At 73.1% G+C, this 20,427-nt stretch carries 17 protein-coding genes and 1 pseudogene; 9 read left to right on the plus strand and 9 right to left on the minus strand.

What is annotated here, in order from left to right; translation table 11 throughout:
• Nucleotides 1-34 precede the first annotated feature (34 nt).
• A complete protein-coding gene (gene aceE, locus PV350_RS02500) occupies nt 35-2,722 on the plus strand; it encodes a pyruvate dehydrogenase (acetyl-transferring), homodimeric type (RefSeq protein WP_499509629.1) in 2,688 nt (895 codons plus the stop codon).
• A 102-nt stretch (nt 2,723-2,824) separates the two neighbouring features.
• Here the strand turns inward: aceE and PV350_RS02505 are convergent, their stop codons facing one another.
• Nucleotides 2,825-5,278 (minus strand): FtsX-like permease family protein, encoded by a 2,454-nt coding sequence (locus tag PV350_RS02505; RefSeq protein WP_500332693.1) that lies wholly within the window; start codon nt 5,276-5,278, stop codon nt 2,825-2,827.
• The gene (locus PV350_RS02510) at nt 5,272-6,009 is read right to left on the minus strand and encodes an ABC transporter ATP-binding protein (protein ID WP_499509631.1); all 738 of its coding nucleotides are present in this window, start codon (nt 6,007-6,009) and stop codon (nt 5,272-5,274) included. Before PV350_RS02510 ends, PV350_RS02505 begins: the two co-directional genes overlap by 7 nt.
• A 212-nt stretch (nt 6,010-6,221) precedes the next feature.
• Between PV350_RS02510 and PV350_RS02515 the strand changes: the two genes are divergently transcribed.
• Together PV350_RS02515 and PV350_RS02520 are read left to right on the plus strand one after the other, a co-directional pair.
• Nucleotides 6,222-7,511 (plus strand): sensor histidine kinase, encoded by a 1,290-nt coding sequence (locus tag PV350_RS02515; RefSeq protein ID WP_500332694.1) that lies wholly within the window; start codon nt 6,222-6,224, stop codon nt 7,509-7,511.
• Nucleotides 7,511-8,143: a response regulator gene (locus PV350_RS02520; protein WP_499516721.1), complete on the plus strand. Its 633-nt coding sequence runs from the start codon at nt 7,511-7,513 to the stop codon at nt 8,141-8,143. Before PV350_RS02515 ends, PV350_RS02520 begins: the two co-directional genes overlap by 1 nt.
• A gap of 34 nt (nt 8,144-8,177) precedes the next feature.
• Here the strand turns inward: PV350_RS02520 and PV350_RS02525 are convergent, their stop codons facing one another.
• From PV350_RS02525 to fdxA, 4 genes and pseudogenes are all read right to left on the minus strand, one after another.
• Nucleotides 8,178-8,909: a DNA alkylation repair protein gene (locus PV350_RS02525; protein ID WP_499509633.1), complete on the minus strand. Its 732-nt coding sequence runs from the start codon at nt 8,907-8,909 to the stop codon at nt 8,178-8,180.
• A gap of 27 nt (nt 8,910-8,936) precedes the next feature.
• Nucleotides 8,937-11,390: a SpoIIE family protein phosphatase gene (locus PV350_RS02530; protein ID WP_500332695.1), complete on the minus strand. Its 2,454-nt coding sequence runs from the start codon at nt 11,388-11,390 to the stop codon at nt 8,937-8,939.
• A gap of 138 nt (nt 11,391-11,528) precedes the next feature.
• Nucleotides 11,529-12,011 (minus strand): GNAT family N-acetyltransferase, encoded by a 483-nt coding sequence (locus PV350_RS02535; protein WP_500332696.1) that lies wholly within the window; start codon nt 12,009-12,011, stop codon nt 11,529-11,531.
• A gap of 163 nt (nt 12,012-12,174) precedes the next feature.
• Nucleotides 12,175-12,486 (minus strand): annotated as a pseudogene (fdxA, locus tag PV350_RS02540) (ferredoxin); the annotation flags it as partial.
• A 209-nt stretch (nt 12,487-12,695) separates the two neighbouring features.
• On the opposite strand from fdxA, the gene PV350_RS02545 reads away from it, so the two are divergent.
• From PV350_RS02545 to PV350_RS02565, 5 genes are all read left to right on the plus strand, one after another.
• Nucleotides 12,696-13,940 carry an NAD(P)/FAD-dependent oxidoreductase gene (locus PV350_RS02545; RefSeq protein ID WP_499509636.1) on the plus strand — a complete coding sequence of 415 codons (1,245 nt, stop codon included), beginning with the start codon at nt 12,696-12,698 and terminating at the stop codon, nt 13,938-13,940.
• A gap of 188 nt (nt 13,941-14,128) precedes the next feature.
• Entirely contained in the window at nt 14,129-15,829 is a 1,701-nt protein-coding gene (locus tag PV350_RS02550) for an L-aspartate oxidase (RefSeq protein WP_499509637.1), read from the plus strand.
• A gap of 166 nt (nt 15,830-15,995) precedes the next feature.
• Nucleotides 15,996-16,745 (plus strand): SDR family oxidoreductase, encoded by a 750-nt coding sequence (locus PV350_RS02555; RefSeq protein WP_499509638.1) that lies wholly within the window; start codon nt 15,996-15,998, stop codon nt 16,743-16,745.
• A 79-nt stretch (nt 16,746-16,824) separates the two neighbouring features.
• Nucleotides 16,825-17,421, plus strand: coding sequence for a YceI family protein (locus PV350_RS02560; protein ID WP_499509639.1), 597 nt, complete (start codon nt 16,825-16,827; stop codon nt 17,419-17,421).
• Nucleotides 17,421-17,627, plus strand: coding sequence for a hypothetical protein (locus PV350_RS02565; RefSeq protein ID WP_499509640.1), 207 nt, complete (start codon nt 17,421-17,423; stop codon nt 17,625-17,627). The genes PV350_RS02560 and PV350_RS02565 overlap by 1 nt, the downstream gene beginning before the upstream one ends.
• Nucleotides 17,628-17,639: 12 nt before the next feature.
• Here the strand turns inward: PV350_RS02565 and PV350_RS02570 are convergent, their stop codons facing one another.
• Nucleotides 17,640-17,993: a VOC family protein gene (locus tag PV350_RS02570; protein WP_500332697.1), complete on the minus strand. Its 354-nt coding sequence runs from the start codon at nt 17,991-17,993 to the stop codon at nt 17,640-17,642.
• 88 nt (nt 17,994-18,081) lie between these two features.
• A complete protein-coding gene (locus PV350_RS02575) occupies nt 18,082-18,804 on the minus strand; it encodes a DUF6082 family protein (RefSeq protein ID WP_499509642.1) in 723 nt (240 codons plus the stop codon).
• A 232-nt stretch (nt 18,805-19,036) separates the two neighbouring features.
• On the opposite strand from PV350_RS02575, the gene PV350_RS02580 reads away from it, so the two are divergent.
• Nucleotides 19,037-19,444 (plus strand): nuclear transport factor 2 family protein, encoded by a 408-nt coding sequence (locus PV350_RS02580; RefSeq protein WP_499509643.1) that lies wholly within the window; start codon nt 19,037-19,039, stop codon nt 19,442-19,444.
• A 9-nt stretch (nt 19,445-19,453) separates the two neighbouring features.
• On the opposite strand, the gene PV350_RS02585 is transcribed toward PV350_RS02580, so the two are convergent.
• Complete coding sequence (locus tag PV350_RS02585; RefSeq protein WP_500332698.1) at nt 19,454-20,344, minus strand: AraC family transcriptional regulator; 891 nt, start codon at nt 20,342-20,344, stop codon at nt 19,454-19,456.
• Nucleotides 20,345-20,427: the final 83 nt, after the last annotated feature.

Below are 20,427 nucleotides of genomic sequence, written 5' to 3' on the forward strand. Positions count from 1 at the left end.
CCTCCCCTCCCCTCGTCCCGACAGGAAGGCCGCCATGAGTGATCCGGCGCAGTCCGCGCAGTCCCCCTCGACCAGCCCGCTCGACCGGTTGCCCGACCGCGACGCCGAGGAGACCGCGGAATGGCGCGCGTCGCTCGACGCCGTCATCCGGCACGCCGGGCCCGACCGGGCCGCCTACCTGCTGCGGCGCGTCCACGAGTACGCGGCGGCGTCCGGGGTGCCGGTCCCCGGGTTGCTGTCCACGGAACCCGTCAACACGATCCCCGCGGCGGCCCAGCCGGCCTTCCCCGGCGACCTCGCCATGGAGTCCCGGATCACCGCGCTGAACCGGTGGAACGCGGCGGCCATGGTCACCCGTGCCTCCCGCCTGGGCCTGGGGGGCCACATCGCGACGTACGCGTCGGCGGCCTGGCTCTACGAGGTGGGCTTCCAGCACTTCTTCAAGGGCAAGGACGGGGGAGGTTCGGGCGACCAGCTGTACGTGCAGGGGCACGCGTCACCCGGCATCTACGCCCGCGCGTTCCTGGAGGGCCGGCTGCGCGAGGAGCAACTGGACGGCTACCGCCGCGAGGCCGACGGCCACGGCCTGCCGTCCTACCCGCACCCCCGGCGCCTGCCGTGGCTGTGGGAGTTCCCCACCGTCTCCATGGGTCTCGGCCCTCTCGCGGCCGTCTACCAGGCCAGGTTCAACCGCTACCTCCACGCCCGGGGCATCAAGGACACGTCGGCGTCGCGGGTGTGGGCGTTCCTCGGGGACGGCGAGGTGGACGAGCCCGAGTCGCTGGCCGCGCTGGCGCTCGCCGCGCGCGAGGGTCTCGACAACCTGACCTTCGTGGTCAACTGCAACCTGCAGCGCCTGGACGGCCCGGTACGGTCCAACTCCAGCATCGTGCGGGAACTCGAGGGCCGGTTCCGCGGCGCGGGCTGGAACGTGGTCAAGTCCCTGTGGGGCGAGGCCTGGGACCCGCTGCTGGCGCAGGACACGGAGGGCGCCCTGGTGCGGCGGCTCGGCGAGGTGCCCGACGCCCAGATGCAGACGTACGCCGCGCGGGACGCGGCCTACGCACGCGAGCACTTCTTCACCGGCGACGCGCTGGCCCGCATCGCGTCGGGCCTGACCGACGGACGGATATCCGAGCTGTTCACCGAGTCCCGGGGCGGTCACGAGCCCCTGAAGGTGTACGCCGCCTACCGCGCCGCCGTGGAGCACCGGGGCGCGCCGACCGTCGTCCTCGCCCAGACCGTCAAGGGGCACACCCTGGGCTCGGACTTCGAGTCGCGCAACGCCAACCACCAGATGAAGAAGCTGACGATGGCGCAGTTCCGCCGGATGCGCGACACGCTGGAGCTGCCCATCCCGGACAGCGCGCTGAGCGGGGACCTGGTGCCGTACTGGCACCCCGGTGAGAACTCCGAGGAGGTGCGGTACCTGCGCGAGCGACGGGCGGCCCTGGGCGGCCCCGCGCCGGTGCGCAGGGTGGTCGCCAAGCCGCTGGAGCAGCCGCCGGCCGCGCCTTTCGAGGCCCTGCGCAAGGGCTTCGGCAAGCAGGAGGTGGCCACCACCATGGCGCTCGTGCGGCTGGTCAAGGACCTCATGCGCGACCCCGACACGGGGCGGCGCTGGGTGCCGATCATCCCCGACGAGGCGCGGACGTTCGGCATGGAGTCCCTCTTCCCGACGGCCGGGATCTACTCCCCCGACGGCCAGACCTACGAGCCCGTCGACGCCGACCAGTTGCTGCACTACCGCGAGGCCGAGAACGGGCAGCTGATCGACGAGGGGATCACCGAGGCCGGGTCGCTGGCGGAGTTCACCGCCGCCGCGACGGCCTACGCCACGCACGGCGAGCCCATGATCCCGTTCTACATCTTCTACGCGATGTTCGGGTTCCAGCGGACGGGCGACCAGTTCTGGGCCCTGGCCGACCAGTTGGGGCGGGGCTTCGTGGTCGGCGCGACCGCGGGGCGTACGACGATGACGGGCGAGGGCCTGCAGCACGCCGACGGGCACTCGCACCTGCTGGCGTCCACCAACCCCGCCGCCGTGAGCTACGACCCCGCGTTCGCCTTCGAGATCGCCGTGATCGTCAGGGAGGGGCTGCGGCGGATGTACGGCGACCGGCCCGAGGACGTCTTCTACTACCTGACGGTCTACAACGAGTCGAAGCGGCAGCCTGCGATGCCCGACGGGCCGTCGGTCGAGGAGGGGATCCTGCGGGGCATCTACCGCTTCCGGCAGGCGCAGTCCCCCGGCGCCGGGCCGCGGATCCAGCTGCTGTCCTCCGGCACGGCGATCCACTGGGCGCTGGAGGCCCAGGAGCTCCTCGCGTCCGAGTGGGGGGTGCAGGCGGACGTCTGGTCGGTGACCTCCTGGACGGAACTGCGCCGCGACGCGCTCGACGCCGACCGTCAGCGGATCGGTGGTGAGGAGCGCGTCCCGTACGTGACCTCGGCGCTGTCGGGGGCACCCGGGCCCGTCCTGGCGGTCAGCGACTGGATGCGGCAGGTGCCCGACCAGATCAGCCAGTGGATCGAGCAGGACTACTCCTCTCTCGGTACGGACGGCTTCGGCCTGTCGGACACCCGGGAGGCGGCGCGCCGCTACTTCCGGGTGGACGCCGGGTCGATCGTGGTGGCCGCCCTGGACCGGTTGGCGCGCGCCGGAGCGGTCACCCCGCAGACGGTGGAGCAGGCCCGCGGCCGATACGGCTGGCAGGCCTGACGCGCCCACCGGGGACACGGAGGTCTCCGTGTCCCCGGTGGGCCCTCGGTGTGAACGTCGCCGAAGGCCCGCCGCCCCGCGCCGGGCGGCGGCCCGGCGGGTTCACTCCCGCATCCCGGCGAGTGCCGCCGCCGGGCCCCGCACGGCCAGCGCGGCCGGGACGGTCGCGGCGGCGACCGCGAGCACCGCGCACGCGCCGACGGCCGCACCGAGGGCCGTCCACGGAAGTGCGATCGGGCTGTCCACCGACAGCAGGGCCAACGCGCAGCGCATCCCGGCGAGGTTGAGTGCGGCGACGGCCAGGCCGAGCAGGGCACCGACCGCGACGACCACCAGGGACTCGGCGCCCACCAGCCGCAGCACCTGCCTCCCCGTGGCCCCGGCCAGCCGCAGCACGGCCAGCTCGCGGACCCGGTCGGAGGTGGCCATCACCATGGTGTTGACCAGGGAGATGGCGGTGTACAGCAGGGCGATCCCGAGGACGAGCAGGAAGCCGAGCCGGGTCGTGCGGTCGTTCTCGGGCCGGCCGGCCGCGAGCCACGCGTCCCGGGTGAGCACCCGGCCGCCGGACGGCTGCACCGCCTCGCGCAGCGCGGCGGCCACCGCGCCGGGGTCGGCGCCGTGGGCCAGGGCGACGTCCACCCGGTCGACGGGAGCGCCGGGGGCGTTGGCGGGGGTGACGTAGACGCCGTTCCCGCCCGTGCCGGTGGCCATCACCGCCGCGATGCGCAGCGTCCTGCCGGTGCCGTTCCCGAGCCAGACCCGGACGCTCTGCCCGACGGAGTGCCGTTCCCATTCCTCGTTGACGACGATCGACCCGTCGTCCAGGTCGCTCACCTTCCCCGCGACAAGCGCCAGCCGGCTGGTGGCGGCGAGGGCCCGGGGGTCGGCGGCGTGCGCCTCGGACCTGATCAGCGCCGGGCCGTCCTCCAGGACGTACACCGCGCTCGACGCGGTCGGTGACATCTGCGTCCCGGGGACGTCGCGCAGACGCTCCAGGGTCCGGGGGCCGAAACCCGCGCCGTCCGGTGCGACGAGGACGAAGGCGGCGGTGGTCCGCTCGCGCGCCTCGGCGGCCTCGGCACGGCCGAGCGTGGCGGTGGCACCGAGCAGCGAGCCCGTGAGGGCGACCATCACCAGCACGGGCGAGGCGACCGCAGCGGTACGGCGCACGCCGGCGGCGGCGTTCTCGCCCACCAGCATGCCGGCCGCGCCGGGCAGCAGGCCCGCGGCCCGGGCGAGCAGCCGGGTCAGCGGGCGCAGCACGACGGGTGCGAGCAGCGCGGTCGCGGTGATCAGCAGCATCGGCCGGCTCACGTACGTCTTGCGGTGCAGCAGGTCGCCGGGGTCGCCGTACAGCGTGACGCAGAGGGTCACCACGGCGGTCAGCAGCAGCCCGCCGCCGGACAGCCACCGGCCCCACGTCATCGCCCCGGTGTCCACGGAGGCCTCGCGCAGCGCCTGCGCCGGGCCGGTGCGGCCGGCCCGCCACGAGGCCGCGGCCGCCCCTCCGAGGGCGACGAGCAGGCCCGTCCAGAACGCGGCGTGGTACGGCCAGGTGTGGTCGCCGATGGCGAACCAGCCCGGTGCCAGTCCGCCGTCGACCACCGCCGCGGCCAGCCACGGCGCGGCGTACCCGCCGAGCGCGCAGCCCGCCGCCGAGGCGAGCACGCCGACCAGCAGGGACTCGGTCAGCACCATGCGGCGGAGCCGGCCCGGCGTGGCGCCCGCGGTGCGCAGCAGCCCGAACTCGCGGCGGCGCTGGGCGACCGCGAAGGCGAACGTGGACGCCACGACGAACACCGACACGAAGGCGGTGACGCCGCCGGCGGTGCCGAACAGGGCGTTCAGCGCGGTCACCGCCTCGGTGTCCCGGCCGGGGTCGGCGTCGGCGTGACGGCGGCCGTTCCCGGTGAGGACCCGGGCGCCGCTGCCGCGGACGACGTCCCGTACCGCGGCGGCGTCCGCGGCGGCCACCAACTGCACGCTGACGGGGCACAGTCGGGCGGCGCGCGCGTCGGTGTAGAACACGGCGTGTTCGAACCCGCGGCCGGGCACGGTGCCCACGACGCGGACGGTGCCCCGGTCGGTGCGCACCCGTGCGCCCGGCGTGGCCCAGCCGCCGGTCACGACGACCTCGTCGGCGGCGCGGGGCGCACGTCCCGCAGTGAGCCGGTACGGGGCGAACGCCGCGGTGGACCAGGGGTGTCCCACGAGGTCGCCGGGGCCGTCCTCGGCCCGTACGGGGAAGGACCGGTCCTCGACGACCGTGCCGAGCCGCCGCAGCCCGGCGAGGGTCGCGGCGGGTACGGCACGCGGCTGCGCGAGCGGCTGCGTCCGCTCGCCCCTCGGTGTGGGCACGCGCAGGGTGTCCTGACCACGGACCACGACCGGCGCCGCGGCGAAGCGTTCCGGCCCCCGTTCGGGCGCGTCCTGGGAGGCGGCGAGGACCAGTCCCATCACGGCCGGCAGCGCGACCCCCAGCGACAGCGCGACGAAGCTGCCGGTGAAGGTGACCCAGCGGGTGCGCAGGGTGTGCAGGGCGAGGCTCAGCACGGCACGGCCTCCAGCCCGGTCATGCGCGCGGCGATGGCGTCGGCACCCGCCGCGGCCAGTTCGCCGTTGACGCGGCCGTCGACGAGGAACACGACGCGGTCGGCGTAGGAGGCGGCCACCGGGTCGTGGGTGACCATCACGACGGTCTGGCCCTCGTGGTCGGCCATGCCGCGCAGCAGGGTCAGCACCTCGCGGCTGGTCCGCGAGTCCAGGGCGCCGGTCGGTTCGTCGCCGAACAGCACCTCGGGACGGGTGATCAACGCACGGGCCAGGGCGACGCGTTGCTGCTGCCCGCCCGACAGCTCCGACGGCCGGTGCCCGGCGCGGTCGCCGAGCCCGACCTGCCGCAGCACGTCACGCACCCGCGCCCGGGAGGGCCGGCGGCCGGCCAGGCGCAGCGGCAGCGCGGCGTTCTGCTCGGCGGTCAGCGAGGGCAGCAGGTTGAACGCCTGGAAGACGAACCCGATGCGTTCACGGCGCAGCAGGGTCAACTGCCTCTCACCGAGCCCGCTGAGGTCGGTGTCGCCGAGGAGGACCGACCCCGACGTGGGCCGGTCCAGGCCCGCGGCGCACTGCAGGAGGGTCGACTTGCCCGAGCCGGAGGGCCCCATGACGGCGGTGAAGGACCCCCTGGGAAAGGCGAGGGAGACCTCGTCGAGGGCCGTCACGGCGTTGTCGCCGCAGCCGTGCCGCCTGGTGACGGAGCGCAATCGGATGGCGTCGTCGTTCATCTGTCCCCACTCGTTCGGTGCCGGTTCTCCGCCGCGCCCGGCGGGGCGGAGTGCTCCGGGACGCGGCGCCTCCCGGACGGCTCCACGAAATCCCGTGGGGCGGGTCCGGCGCAGTGCGGCAGGGGCGAGAGCCGGGGTAGGGCCAGGCATACCCCCGGTCCTCACGCCGGCCCGATGGTCCGGGCCCGCGCCCGGGTCCTACGGTGATCCCCATGCAACCCAGGAATGTGTGGCAGGCGATGTCCGGACCGGGGTTCCTGCTGTCCGCGTGGCCGTGGCGCTCGCTGGCGTACCTGCTGACCGGGGTGGTCGCGGGCGCCGTCACCCTCGTGGGGATCGTGACCGCGGCGGCCGCCGGGGCCGCCCTCGCGGTCGTGCTGGTGGGCCTGCCGTTGCTCGTGCTCACCGCGCTCGCGGGCCTCCCCGTCGCCGTGCTGGAGCGGGGCCGGCTGCGCCTGGTCGACCGTGATCCCGCGCCGGGACCCCATGTGCCGCCCGCCGAGGGAGGGTTGTGGGCCTGGCTGACCACCCGGCTGCGGGAGCGGGCGACCTGGCGGGAGCTCGGCTACGCCCTGCTGTTCGCGGGTCTGCTGTGGCCGGTGGACGCCCTCCTCGTCACCGTCGCGCTGGCGGTGCCGGCCTCCCTGGTCGCGACTCCGGTGCTGATGGCCACCGCCGGGGAGGGGCACGAGGCGAAGGTGCTCAAGCAGTGGAGCGTCACCACGTGGCCCGCGGCGTGGGGCACGGCCGTCCTGGGGCTGCTGCTGCTCGCGCTCGGCGCCTACGTCCTGGGCGCCGCCGCGGGCGCCAGGGCCGGCCTCGCCCGGCTCCTCGTCGCCCCGCGCGAGCGGGACCTGGGCGCCCGGATCGTCGAACTGACCCGCTCCCGCGTGCGCCTGGTGGACGCCTTCGAGGCGGAGCGGCGCAGGATCGAACGGGACCTCCACGACGGGGCGCAGCAACGCCTCGTCGCCCTGTCCATGGCCCTGGGGCTGGCCCGCCTGGACGCACCGCCCGGCCCCCTGGCCGACCGCCTCGCCACGGCCCACGACGAGGCGGGCAGGGCCCTGGAGGAACTGCGTGAGCTCATCCACGGCATCCACCCCCGGGTCCTGGCCGACTTCGGCCTGGCGGCGGCCGTCGCAGACGCCGCCGACCGCTCCGCCGTCCCCGTCGACGTCGACGTGGAACTGCCCGGACGGCTGCCCCGGGCGGTCGAGGCCGCCGCGTACTTCGTGGTCCGCGAGGCCCTCGCCAACGTCGCCCGGCACAGCGCCGCCGACCGCGCCGAGGTGAGCGGCGGACACCGCGACGGGCGGCTCTTCCTCCAGGTGCGCGACGACGGCCGGGGCGGCGCCGAGCCCGCTGCGGGCAGCGGGCTGACCGGGCTCGCCGACCGGGTGTCCGTCCTGGATGGCAGAATCTCCCTGTCCAGCCCCCGGGGCGGACCGACCCTGCTGCGTGTGGAGATCCCTTGCGAGTGGACCGAGCGCTCCGCGTAGTGCTGGCCGAGGACAGCGTCCTGCTGCGGGACGGCCTGACCGGCCTCCTCGACCGCTGCGGGCACGAGGTGGTGGCCGCCGTGGGCGACGCCGGCGCGCTGGTCGCGGCCGTCGACGAGCACTCCCCCGACGTGGTGGTGACGGACGTCCGCATGCCGCCCGGATTCCAGGACGAGGGCCTGCGGGCCGCGGTGCTGTTGCGGCAGGAGCGGCCCACCCTGCCCGTCCTCGTCCTCAGCCAGTACGTGCAGCGCGCCTACGCCGCCGAGTTGCTGGACTCCGGCGACGGGACGGGCCTCGGATACCTGCTGAAGGACCGGGTCGGCCAGGTCGAGGAGTTCGTCGAGGCGCTGTGCGAGGTCGCCGCGGGCGGCACGGTCGTCGACCCCGAGGTCGTACGGCAGTTGCTGCGCCGCCGGCGCGATCCGCTGGAGCGGCTCACCCCGCGTGAGCGGGAAGTGCTGGCGCTGGTCGCGGAGGGCAGGTCGAACGGCGCGATCGCGCGCCACCTGTTCGTCTCCGAGGCGGCCGTGGGCAAGCACATCGGCAGCATCCTGACCAAGCTCGACCTCCCCCCGGCCGACGAGACCCACCGCCGCGTCCTGGCCGTCCTGGCCTACCTGCGGGCCTGATCCACGGGAAGCCCCGCACCGGTGGCTCGGCGGGTCAGCCCACCGCCGCATCGCCCTGCCGGCGCACCATCTCGGTGATCCAGACGGGCGCGAACGGGGACGTGCACCCCGGGGAGGTCGGGTAGTCCTTGAGCACCTCCAGGCGCTCGCCGATGCCGACGGCGCGGGCCCGGTGCTCGGGGTGCTCGATCCCGATCTGGGCCAGGCAGTGGTTCATCGCCCACTGCAGGCGGTCCGGGGCGTCCTTCATGTCCGCCTCGATGACGTCGAGCAGCCCCGGGAGGTCGAGGCCGTCGGGCTTCTTCGCCACGCGTTCGGTGGTCAGCGCCCATCCGGCGCTCGCCACCACGGGATCCGGGTCGGCCGGCCAGGCCACGCGCAGCTCTTCGGCGTGCGGGTTCCTCTTCACCACGTAGTTCACGAGCCAGTCGTGCACCTTGGGCGCGCGCGCCTCGCGCAGCATGACGTCCAGCTCGCCGCGCCCGAACGCCTTGGGGCGGCAGATCAGGATCGCCAGCAGTCGCGCCGCGGTGTCGTCCGTCTCCCAGAGCGCGCAGGCGAGTTCGTGCTGCGTCTTCAGCCGCTTCGCGAGGGCGCGCAGCTTGCCGAGGTTCACACCGTGGTCGTCGCCGTGCCTCTCGTTCACCGCGCGGGTCTTGGGGTCCTCGAGCGCGGCCAGCTCGGTCATCACCTCGGCCGGCGTCGTCTGCGCCACATCGGTCTCCTGTCCCTCGCGAGCGGGGTTCGGCCTACGACGGTGCCACATGCGGCCGCTGGTCGCGGCGGCCGGTCCCTACGCGGCTGAGGCGGCCACGTCCAGTTCGGCCCAGACGACCTTGCCGTTCACCGCCGAGCGGGATCCCCAGCGACGGGACATCTGGGCGACCAGGAAGAGGCCGCGGCCGCTCTCGTCCATGGAGTCCACGCTGCGCAGGCGCGGGGCGCAGACGTCGGTGTCGGACACCTCGCAGGTCAGCGCCTGGTGCCGGATCAGGCGCAGGCCGATCGGGCCGGTGCCGTGGCGCACGGCGTTGGTGACCAGCTCGCTCACGAGGAGCTTCGTGGAGTGCTCGAGCCCGACCAGGCCCCAGGCGGTCAGCTGGCCGACGGCCAGCTTCCTGGCGCGGCAGACGGCGGTCTCGTCGGCGGGCAGCGTCCAGGAGGCGATGTGGGCCGAGTTGAGCGACCGGGTCCTGACCAGGAGCAGGGTGACGTCGTCGCACGGTACCTGCGCGGGGAGGGACTCCGTCGCGCGGGTGCAGAGCTCCTCCAGGGACCGGCCCGGTTCCCCGAGGGCGGCGCCCAGGCGGTCCATCCCTTCCTCGATGTCGCCGCCGCGGCTCTCGATCAGGCCGTCGGTGTAGAGGGCGATCAGGCTTCCCTCGGGCAGTTCCAGCTCCACGGCCTCGAAGGGGTCCCCGAGGCCGATGCCCAGGGGCGCTCCGGTGGGGAGGTCGGGGAAGGTGACCCTGCCCTCGTGGTCGACGATGGCGGGCGGGGGGTGCCCGGCCCTGGCCATGGTGCACACCCGGGTGGCCGGGTCGTAGACGGCGTACAGGCAGGTGGCGCCCACGACGGCGGGTGTCTGGTCCACGGGGTCGGTGTCCTCCTCGACGAGTCTCTGGACCGTGTCGTCGAGGCGGGTCAGCAGTTCGGCGGGGGGCAGTTCCATGTCGGCCAGCGTGCGGACGGCGGCGCGGAGCGTGCCCATGGTCGCGGCGGCGTGCAGACCGTGGCCGACCACGTCACCGACGACGAGGGCGACCCGGGCGCCGGACAGCGGGATGACGTCGAACCAGTCGCCGCCCACCCCGTGGTCCATGTCGGCGGGCAGGTAGCGCGATGCCGCGTCGACGGCCATGCCGCCCCTCAGCCGGCGCGGGAGCAGGTTGCGCTGGAGGGTGAGGGCCGCGGTGTGCTCGCGTGCGTACTGGCGTGCGTTGTCCAGTGCCAGTGCGGCACGCCCGACGAGTTCCTCGGCCAGCAGCAGGTCGACGTCCTGGAACGGCTCCGGGTCCGCGGTGCGGATGAACAGCGCCACGCCCAGCAGGGCACGCCGGGCGCGGATCGGGACGACCATCAGCGAGTGGACCCCGTTCGCGCGGATCCTCGCGGCCAGGGCCGGGTCCTTGTCGATCCACATGCCGGGAGCGGTGTCCAGGATCGGCTCCAGGTAGGACCTGCCCGTGCTCAGGACGTGGGCGAACGGTGAGCCGGGCGGCACGGTGACCGGCTCGCCGCGCACCCACGCGGAGTCCGGAACCGCCTGGTGGACCGAGGCCAGACCCGCGCGTCGCAGAGCGGGGAGGCGTTGGCCCGTCGGGTCGATGCGCACCGGCGGTCCCTCGCTGAAGGGTACGGACTGCTCCAGGTCCACGGCGACGTAGTCCGCCAGCAGCGGTACGGCGAGCTCGGCCAGTTCCTGGCTGGTCTGCATCACGTCCAGGGTGCTGCCCAGACGCGTACTGGCCTCGCCGACGGCGGCGAGGCGCTCGCGCGCGAGCCGGCTCTCGACCACGTCGGCACTGATGACGCAGACCCCCAGCGATTCGCCGTCGGCGCCCTGCAGGCAGTGGAACGACGCCGCGAACGGGTGCTCCCGGCCCTTGCTCACCGGCAGCCAGGTCCGGTACTCGTGCACCTTGGTGGTGCCGCTCTTCAGGACCTGCCGCATCACGGCCTCGAGCGCGCCCGCCTTGGCGCCGGCCAGCACGTCGACGAACCGTCGTCCGAGTCGCTCGTCGCGGGGGATGCCGTCGTGGTCCTCCATGACGTCGTTGACGAAGACGCACCGCAGCTGCGGATCGCGGATGACGACCCCGATGGGCGCGCGCGCGAGGAGCGGCCCCCACACCGATCCGCTCAGCGCGTCTCCGGACAGCACGCCGGTGTCGGTCAGGGTCGCGAGCCAGCGTGTCGTGCCGTTCCGGCCCTGCAGCATCGTCATCCGCAGGGTGACGTCGATCGTGCGCCCGTCCTGGTGGGACACCGCCGTCGTGCCCGGCCAGCCGTTCTCGGCACGGCACTGCTTGACGAAGTCCGACATCGACGGGGTCTCCCCGAAGGACGGCAGCACCAGCGCGGCGGGCAGGCCGACCACGGCTCCGGCGGCGTATCCGACCAGGCGCTCGGCGGCCGGCGTCCACGCGACGACCGTTCCCCGCTCGTCGAAGAGCGCGAACGCCGAGTCGGATATCCCGGGCGTGTTCACATGCTTACCGAGTGTCACCGCGTCCGTGCAGGTCATCGAAGTCTTGTCCTCAGGCAGGCAGGGGTGGGCGGAATGCCCGATTTGCGTCTTCCGGGGTGATGACCGGACAGCATCCGGATCTGTGACAGACGGCCCCGCATCCGGCACTCCCCCGGCGCCATCCACGGCGCCGGGTCACCGCGCGCCGGCGTCGGTGGACGCCTCCGCGGCGGCTATGTCACCGGTCTCCGCCCAGAGGGTCGTCACGCCCTCCTCGTGCAGGGTGTGGATGGGGACGGAGGTGTGCGACAGGATCGCGGGGATCTTCTCGTCGCCGGGCAGGACGAGGCCGTAGACCTCCTTCCACCCGGCGCCGACGGCACGGTGCCCGAGGTCGCGCAGCAGACGGCTGCCAAGCCCGCTGTTCTGCCACGCGTCCTCGACGAGCAGCGCCGCCTCCGCGTTCCCGCGATCCGGCATCAGGTGGCCCACGGCCACGATGTCGCCGGCCGGCTGCTGCACGGCCAGGTGCACAGCCCCGGGCCTGGACAGCAGGGTGCGCAGGTAGGAACGGGGATCGCCCATCGCGCGGTGGTACCGGCTCCACAGGGTGCGTGCCGAGCACCTGAGGTGCATGGCCACGGTGCGTTCGAGGTCCTGGGGGCCGACTTCGACCACGTGGGGCCCCTGCCGCGCGGGCCTTGCGTTCCGCAGCCGGCCGCGAGCGAAGGGGATCACCGGCCCTCGCCTCCCGGGGCCGTCACGACGGGAACCACAGGTCGGCCTCCTCGGCCTCCTCCTTGCCGATGGCGAAGAGGGCGATGTCCTTCTTGCGGGACCGCTGCGGCGGCAACCGGGCCACGAAGGCGTGGTCCCCGTCGCCGACCAGCGCCCTGCCGTGCCCGCCGGAGCCCGAAGTGGGCAGGAAGTACTCGGCGTTGACCTCCCTGTAGCGTGCCCATTCCTCCGGGAGGTCGTCCTCGCGGAAGATCGCCTCGACCGGGCACACGGGCTCGCACGCACGGCAGTCCACGCACTCGACGGGGTTGATGTAGAGCGTCCTGCCGCCCTCGTAGATGCAGTCCACCGGACACTCGGCGACGCAGGCCCGGTCCTTGACGTCGACGCAGGGCTGCGCGATGACGTAGGCCACCTTCTGCTCCTCGGTCGCTGCGGGGACGGACCGGTGGGCCGGCTGCCCCGGGCGTCCTTCGATCAGCTGTATGACCGGGACACCCCTGACGTCGTGACAAGGCGCCCGCCCGGAGGCCGGGCGACACGACCGGCTGTGTCACACGACGGGGTGCCGAGCGGTCTGGTGGTTGACTCTCCGTACATGGTTCGCAGCATGCGACATCCGAGATGAGGTGCATTGTGTCCCCTGAGAACACTTTCGTGATCGTCGGAGGCGGTCTGGCCGCGGGCAAGGCGGCGGAGGCTCTGCGGGAGAACGGCTACGACGGCCGGCTCGTCCTCATCGGCGACGAACGGGAAAAGCCCTACGTCCGCCCGCCGCTCTCGAAGGGCTATCTGCTCGGCAAGGAGACGCGCGATTCGATCTACGTGCATCCCGACGAGTGGTACGACAAGCACGACGTCGACCTGATGCTCGGTACGACGGTGACCGGCCTCGACGCCGGCGCCAAGGAGGTGGAGCTCGACGGCGGGCGCCGCTTGCCCTGGACGAAGCTGCTCCTGGCCACCGGTTCGACCCCGCGCCGCCTGTCCGTCCCCGGGGCGGACCTGGACAACGTGCTCTACCTGCGCCGTGTGGGCGACAGCGAGCGGCTCAAGGAGGCGTTCACCGCGGGCGCGCGGATCGTCGTCATCGGCGCCGGGTGGATCGGCCTGGAGACCGCCGCCGCCGCCAAGCAGGCCGGGGCGGAGGTGACGGTGCTGGAGCACGAGGAGCTGCCGCTGCTCAGGGTCCTGGGGCGCGAGGCCGCCGAGGTCTTCGCGGGCCTGCACACCGACCACGGCGTCGTGCTGCGCCACGGCGTGACGGTGGAGCGCATCACCGGCACCGGCGGCCGCGCCGACGGGGTGCAGCTCGCCGACGGCACCCGCCTCCCCGCGGACGCCGTGGTCGTCGGCGTCGGCATCACCCCCAACGTCCAGCTCGCCGAGGCGGCCGGGCTGGAGGTGCGCAACGGCGTCGTCACCGACGCGCACCTGCGGACCTCGTCACCGGACGTCTTCGCCGCGGGCGACGTCGCCAACGCCCACCACCCGTTCCTCGACCGCCACATCCGCGTCGAGCACTGGGCCAACGCGCTCAACCAGCCGGCCACCGCCGCGCAGGCCATGCTCGGCAAGGACGCCGTCTACGACCGGCTGCCGTACTTCTACACCGACCAGTACGACCTGGGCATGGAGTACACCGGCTACGTGGAGCCCGGCGGCTACGACCGCGTCGTCTTCCGCGGGGACCGGGCGGCACGGGAGTTCATCGCCTTCTGGATGTCGGGGAACCGCATCCTGGCCGGCATGAACGTCAACGTGTGGGACGTCGTCGAGCCGGTCCGCGACCTGATCACCTCGCGCGCCGCGGTCGACGACGCGCGCCTGGCCGACCCGGACGTGCCCCTGGACCGCGTCGTCGCCTGACGATCCGGCCCCGTGGGCGTGGGACGGCCGGGCGCCCCGGTCGTCCCACGCCCTTCCGGACGCCCCGCCACGCGGTGCCCGGCGGGCGGGGACCGCTGTCACAGATGGCCTGACCGCCCGGTCGTATTTGGTGACAACCAAGTCGATCGGAGCAGACCGTGGCCCTCACTGAACGACACATTTCCACCATGGTGCTGGTGATCGGTACCGGAGGAGCAGGACTGCGAGCGGCGATCGAACTGGCGGAGGCCGGTGTCGACGTCCTCGCGGTCGGCAAGCGGCCCAAGGACGACGCCCACACGGCCCTGGCGGCCGGAGGCATCAACGCAGCGCTCGCCACGATGGACCCCGAGGACAGCTGGCAGCAGCACGCCGCGGACACGCTCAAGGAGAGCTACCTGCTGGCCGACCCCCGCACCGTGGAGATCGTCACCCAGGGTGCGGCCCTGGGCATCGACGACCTGGAGCGGTACGGCATGGCCTTCGCCAGGGAGGAGGACGGCCGGATCTCGCAGCGCTTCTTCGGCGCGCACAAGTACCGCCGCACCGCCTTCGCCGGGGACTACACCGGCCTGGAGATCCAGCGCACGCTCGTGCGGCGGGCCGAGCAGCTCGACATCCCGGTGCTCGACGGCGTCTACATCACCCGCATCCTCGAACACGACGGCGCCGTGTTCGGCGCGTACGGCTTCGACCTCACCGACGGCACGCGCTACCTCATCCACGCCGACGCCGTCATCCTCGCGGCCGGCGGACACACCCGGATCTGGCGGCGCACCTCCTCCCGGCGCGACGAGAACACCGGTGACTCGTTCCGTCTGGCCGTGGAGGCCGGCGCGCGGCTGCGCGACGCCGAGCTCGTCCAGTTCCACCCCTCCGGCATCATCGAGCCGGAGAACGCGGCCGGCACGCTCGTCAGCGAGGCCGCCCGCGGTGAGGGCGGCATCCTGCGCAACGCGCTCGGGGAGCGGTTCATGAGCCGCTACGACCCCGAGCGGATGGAGCTGTCCACCCGCGACCGCGTCGCCCTCGCCTCCTACACGGAGATCAAGGAGGGCCGCGGCACCCCCAAGGGAGCCGTGTGGCTGGACGTCTCCCACCTGCCGCGCCAGACCATCATGAACCGGCTCCCCCGGGTCTACCAGACGCTGCTGGACCTGCAGATGCTGGACATCACCCGCGACCCCATCGAGATCGCGCCCACCGCGCACTACTCGATGGGCGGCGTCTGGGTGCGGCCCGAGGACCACAGCACCGACGTCCGCGGCTTGTACGCCATCGGCGAGGCGTCCAGCGGCCTGCACGGCGCGAACCGCCTGGGCGGCAACAGCCTCATCGAGCTGCTGGTCTTCGGTCGCATCACGGGTCAGGCGGCCGCCGCCTACTCGCTGGGACTGACCTCGCAGCCGCGGTCGGCGGCGGCGGTGGCGCAGGCCCGCGCCGAGGTCGACGACCTGGTGGCGGCGGACGGACCGGAGAACGTCCGCGCCCTGCAGCGCGCCATCCGCAACACCATGACCGAACACGCGGGCGTGGTGCGCGACGAGGAGGGCCTGCGGGCCGGTCTGGCGGAACTCGACCTCATCGAGCAGCGGATGGAGTCCGTCGGTGTCCACCCCGACATCGCCGGCTTCCAGGACCTCGCGCACGCCTTCGACCTCAAGTCGGCGGCCCTGGCCGCGCGCGCCACGCTGGAATCGGCGCTGGAGCGGCGTGAGACCCGCGGCTGCCACAACCGCAGCGACTACCCGGCGCAGGATCCGGCGCTGCGGGTCAACCTCGTCTGGTCCCCCAGGACCGGCGTCACCCGGGAGAGCATCCCGGACATCCCCGAGGAGATCACCGCCCTGATGCAGGAGGTCTCCACCGAAGGCAAACTCGTCGAGTGAGGACCGCTCGCGTCCTGTGAGGGATCCGGGGGCCCGCCACATCGGGCCCCTGTCACAAACGGCTCCGCTGCCCGGTCTTCCCAGCGAAGAGACACCGGCCGGTGCCGGTGGGGCGCCCCACCGCCCCTTGCGCGTCACGCACGAGAACATCCGAGAGGACTCCATCATGAAGGTCGTAGTCATCGGCGGAACCGGGCTGATCGGCTCGAAGGTCGTCAGCAAGCTCAACGAGCACGGGCACGAGGCCGTCGCGGCCTCCCCCAACACCGGCGTCAACACCCTGACCGGCGAGGGTCTCGCCGAGGTGCTGCAGGGCGCGCAGGTCGTGGTCGACGTCTCCAACTCGCCCTCGTGGGAGGACGACGCCGTGATGAACTTCTTCCGCACCTGCACCGGCAACCTCATGGAGGCGAACGCCAAGGCGGGTGTCGTCCACCACGTCGCTCTCTCCATCGTCGGCACCGACCGGCTCCCGGACAACGGCTACTTCCGCGCCAAGCTGGCCCAGGAGGAGCTGATCAAGGCGTCGGGCATGCCTTACTCCATCGTCCACGCCACGCAGTTCTTCGAGTTCGTGAACGGCATCGCGGACGCGGGGACCGAGGGCGACACGGTGCGCATCGCGCCCGTGAAGTTCCAGCCCATCTACTCCGACGACGTGGCCACGGCCGTCGCCCGCACCGCGGCCGGCACGCCCCTGGGCGGCATGGTGGAGATCGCCGGCCCGGACGTGTTCCGGTTCGACGAGCTGGTCCGTGACGTGCTCACCGCCCAGAACGACCCCCGCAAGGTCGTCGCGGACCCGCAGGCCCCGTACTACGGGTCCGTGCTGCAGGACGACTCGCTCGTCCCCGGCGCCGGCGCGCAGCTCGCCGCGACCCGCTTCGCCGACTGGTTCGCCCAGCAGCAGCGGTGACCCCCGCGGGTGGCCCCTGCCCCCGGTGGGGGCCACCGCAGCCGTCCCCGACCCACCCGTACGAAGAGGTCGACCCGCCATGCCCAGGAATTGCGCGGAAACCACCGTCCCCGGCTCCCGTCCGCAGGAGGAACTGTCCGGTGCGTACGTCATCGACCCGGTCCACAGCGCGGTCGGCTTCTCCGTCCGGCACGCCATGGTCGCCAACGTACGCGGCAGATTCTCCGCGTTCGAGGGGTTCCTCCGGCTCGACGCGCGCCATCCGGCCCGTTCGGAGGCCCACGTGAGCGTGCAGACCGGCAGCCTGGACACCGGCGTCCGGGCGCGGGACTCCCACATCACCGGCCCCGACTTCCTGGACTCGGCGACGTTCCCCCTCATGGTCTTCCGCTCCACCGCGGTCGTCCCCCTGGACGAGGACCGCTTCCGCATGACGGGGAACCTCAGGATCAAGGACGTCGAACTGCCGCTGCACATCGACCTCGACTACGGCGGCACCGCCCGCGACACCGACGGGCAGCGACGGGTCGGCTTCGAGGGCTCGGCCGTCCTCCGCCGTTCGGACTGGGGCCTCAACTGGAACGTCCCCCTGGAGACCGGAGGCGTGCTGCTCAGCGACAAGGCGCGGCTCGAACTCAGCGTCTCAGCGCTGCAACTCGGCCCGGAGGCCCTGTGATGACCCGATCCGCCGACCACCACCCCGACACTTCGGCGACCGCCGCGGCACTCGCCGCCCAGGCCGTGGCGCTGGAGCGGCGCGTCATCGAACTGCGCCGCGAACTCGCGGACGTCGCCGATCGCATGACCACCGTCGCCGAGGCTCTGAGCGGCCTCCGCGGCTCCGGTCTCCTCCCCGACCAGGCCGCGGGCGACGACCACTGAGGAGCCCTGGGGTCAGGCGGGCTGCCACAGCTCGATGCGGTTGCCCTCGGGATCGGTGACCCAGCCGAACCGGCCGACGCCGTCCATGTCCTGCGTCTCCTCGGCCACGTCGGCGCCCTTGGCGCGCAGTTGCGCGAGCATGGCGTCCAGGTCGCGGACCCGGAGGTTGAGCATGGTCTGCTGGGTGCGGGACCCGAAGTAGTCGGTCCCGGACTCGAAGGTCGCGAACACCGTCGGCCCCGCCTCCTGACGCCACAGGCCGTGCTCGTCGGCGTCCAGGCCCAGGCAGTCCCGGTACCACGCGTTCAGAGCCGCGGGGTCGGCCGCCCGCATGAAGTACCCACCGATTCCCAGCACACGTTCCATGCCGCCCATCCTGCCAGGACGGCGATCAGGACGCGCGGCACCACACCATCGCCCGACGGGCGCCCGGGGCGGCACCCGGGGACGGCCTTCAGCGTCGGCCCCGCAGGACCGCTCCCAGGGCCAGACCGGTACCCAGGCCGATCAGGGTGCCGGACACGGCCCACCGCCGGCGCGGTCCCCGGGGCGCAGGGGCGCCGGGCACCCGCGGGGTGCGCGCCGGGGGGCCGGCGGCGACGGCCCGGGCGAGTTCCTCGCCGACGACGCCCAGGAAACGACGGCCCGCACGGCTCCCGGACGAGCGGGCGATCCACGAGGCGCGGGCCCTGCTCCAGTAGTCGCGCCCCGCTTCCCCGGTGAACATCCCGGCCAGCATGTCCCGCAGCAGGCCCTCGGGGATCGTCCCGATCTCGTAGCCCATCCACGCGTAGTTCATCATCAGGTCGGCGTAGACGTGCCGTCTCTGCCCGTCCGGATCGGCGATGTCCGTCGCACCCCAGACGGGCTGGAACAGTGCCATGTCGTCGAGCTCCAGCCGGGCCAGCTCCAGGTAGTAGCCGCGGATCCCCTGGATCTGCTCGGCCCTGGCCTGCCGGTTCTGGACGATCAGCGACACCGCGACACCGGCCAGCGCGAGTGCCGAGACGATCGCCGACGTGAAGCCGTAGGCGGCACCGACCTGGCCCAGCCGGTCCCAGTCCACGCCCCGCGAACCGGAGATCCCCTCCAGCACGAACGGGGACAGCAGGACCGCCGCCAGCACGACCGCCGCGGCCGCCAGCAGCCCCAGAAGCCCGGTGACACGTCGGGCCAACGAGCCCCTTCCCACCGGACGTTGACGAACCATCACAGCGCACCCTCCCCCAAGCCGGGCCCTCCCGGTTGCCACGGGCCGATTGTGCCGTGCCGGCCCGGGGGCCGGGGTGTGACCCCGCTTGTAGGAGGCTGCGCCTACCAGTTGGGAGGGACCGGCTCGTGGAGCCGGCCGACGCTTTTCTGAAACACTCGGCGCGCCGGAGGACTCCGATCACGAAGGAATGCTGGACATGAGCCGAGTATCGCCCGTGGATACGGTCCGGAATTTCTGCGCGGAATTCGGACCCACCTATGACGATGCCGTGGCCGCCTGTCACCGGTTCCTCCATCCCGACGTCAACTGGCAGTCCGTCATCTTCAACGACCATCCCGTGGACGGCCTGGACGCCCTCCTCGACGACCTGCGCCGTGCCCTGGAGACCTTCCGCGCGAGCGGCTTCCGCATGGATGTACGTCACATCCAGGCCGACGGGGACGTCGTTTCCGTGCGCCGGACCGACGAGCTCCTGGATGGGGAGGGACATTCCCTGGAGGCGCACGACATCGTGTCAGCCGTCTATCTCGAGGACGGCAAGATCCGGTGCGCGAGGGACCGCTTCTTCGATTCGAGCAGGTCCGCAGACGCGTGGGGCGGCTGACGGCGGCGTCTACTCCTGGACCACCGCCGCGGTCTGCAGGCGAGCCGCGTCCTGGCCCGGCGGGGCACCGAACATGCGGCGGTACTCGCGGCTGAACTGCGAGGGGCTGTCGTAGCCGACGGCGTGACCGACCGCGGCGACGTCGTCCGGCGCCGCGATGAGTCGCAGGCGGGCCTTCTGCAACCGGAGTTGCTTCTGGAACTGCAACGGGCTCATGGCGGTCACCGCGCGGAAGTGCCGGTTCAGCGAGGAGACGCTCACGCCCACCTCCCGGGCGACGTCGTCGATCCGGATGACCTGGTCGTAGTGGGCCTTGATCCAGTCGATCGCGCGGGCCACCAGCGACATGCGGCTGTCGGCGCGTCCGATCTGCCGGATCAACGCTCCCTGCGGCCCGTTCAGCAGCCGCCAGTGGATCTCGCGCCGCACCCCGGGAGCCAGTACGGGCACGTCCCGGGGCTCGTCCAGCAGGCGCAGCAGCCGCAGGACCGCGTCCAGCAGCCGGTCGTCGGCATCGCTGGTCGCCAGGCCCGGGCCCTCGTACGGGCTGGCCGGGACAGGGGCGGCCTCCAGCAGCAGCTGCGCGATGACCGCCGGCCGCAGCGGAAGCCCGAACCCGAGGAACGGCTCGGCGGCCGAGGCACGGCTGATCTGCGAGGTCAGCGGCAGCTCCACGGTGGCGACCAGGTACTGGCCCGCCCGGTAGTCGAAGATGCGGTCACCCAGGACCGAGCGCTTCGCCCCCTGGACCGTCAGTGCCATCATCGGCTCGTTGACGGTGCCCATCGGTTCGGTGACGTGGTCGCTGGCGAACACGACCGTTCCCTCGACCCACCGCGGCCGCGGGCTCCCCGAGGACAGACGCGTGATCCGCTCGCCGATCTCTTCCAGGTGACGCACCATCCCAGTGGACCACATCATGGCGACGCGCGCACGGACGATCTGGGCAAGGCTGAGCGGATCGTGCAACGATCCGCGCCGAT

It is taken from the genome of Streptomyces sp. PA03-6a (assembly GCF_033792765.1).
In the GTDB taxonomy this organism is placed as follows: domain Bacteria; phylum Actinomycetota; class Actinomycetes; order Streptomycetales; family Streptomycetaceae; genus Actinacidiphila.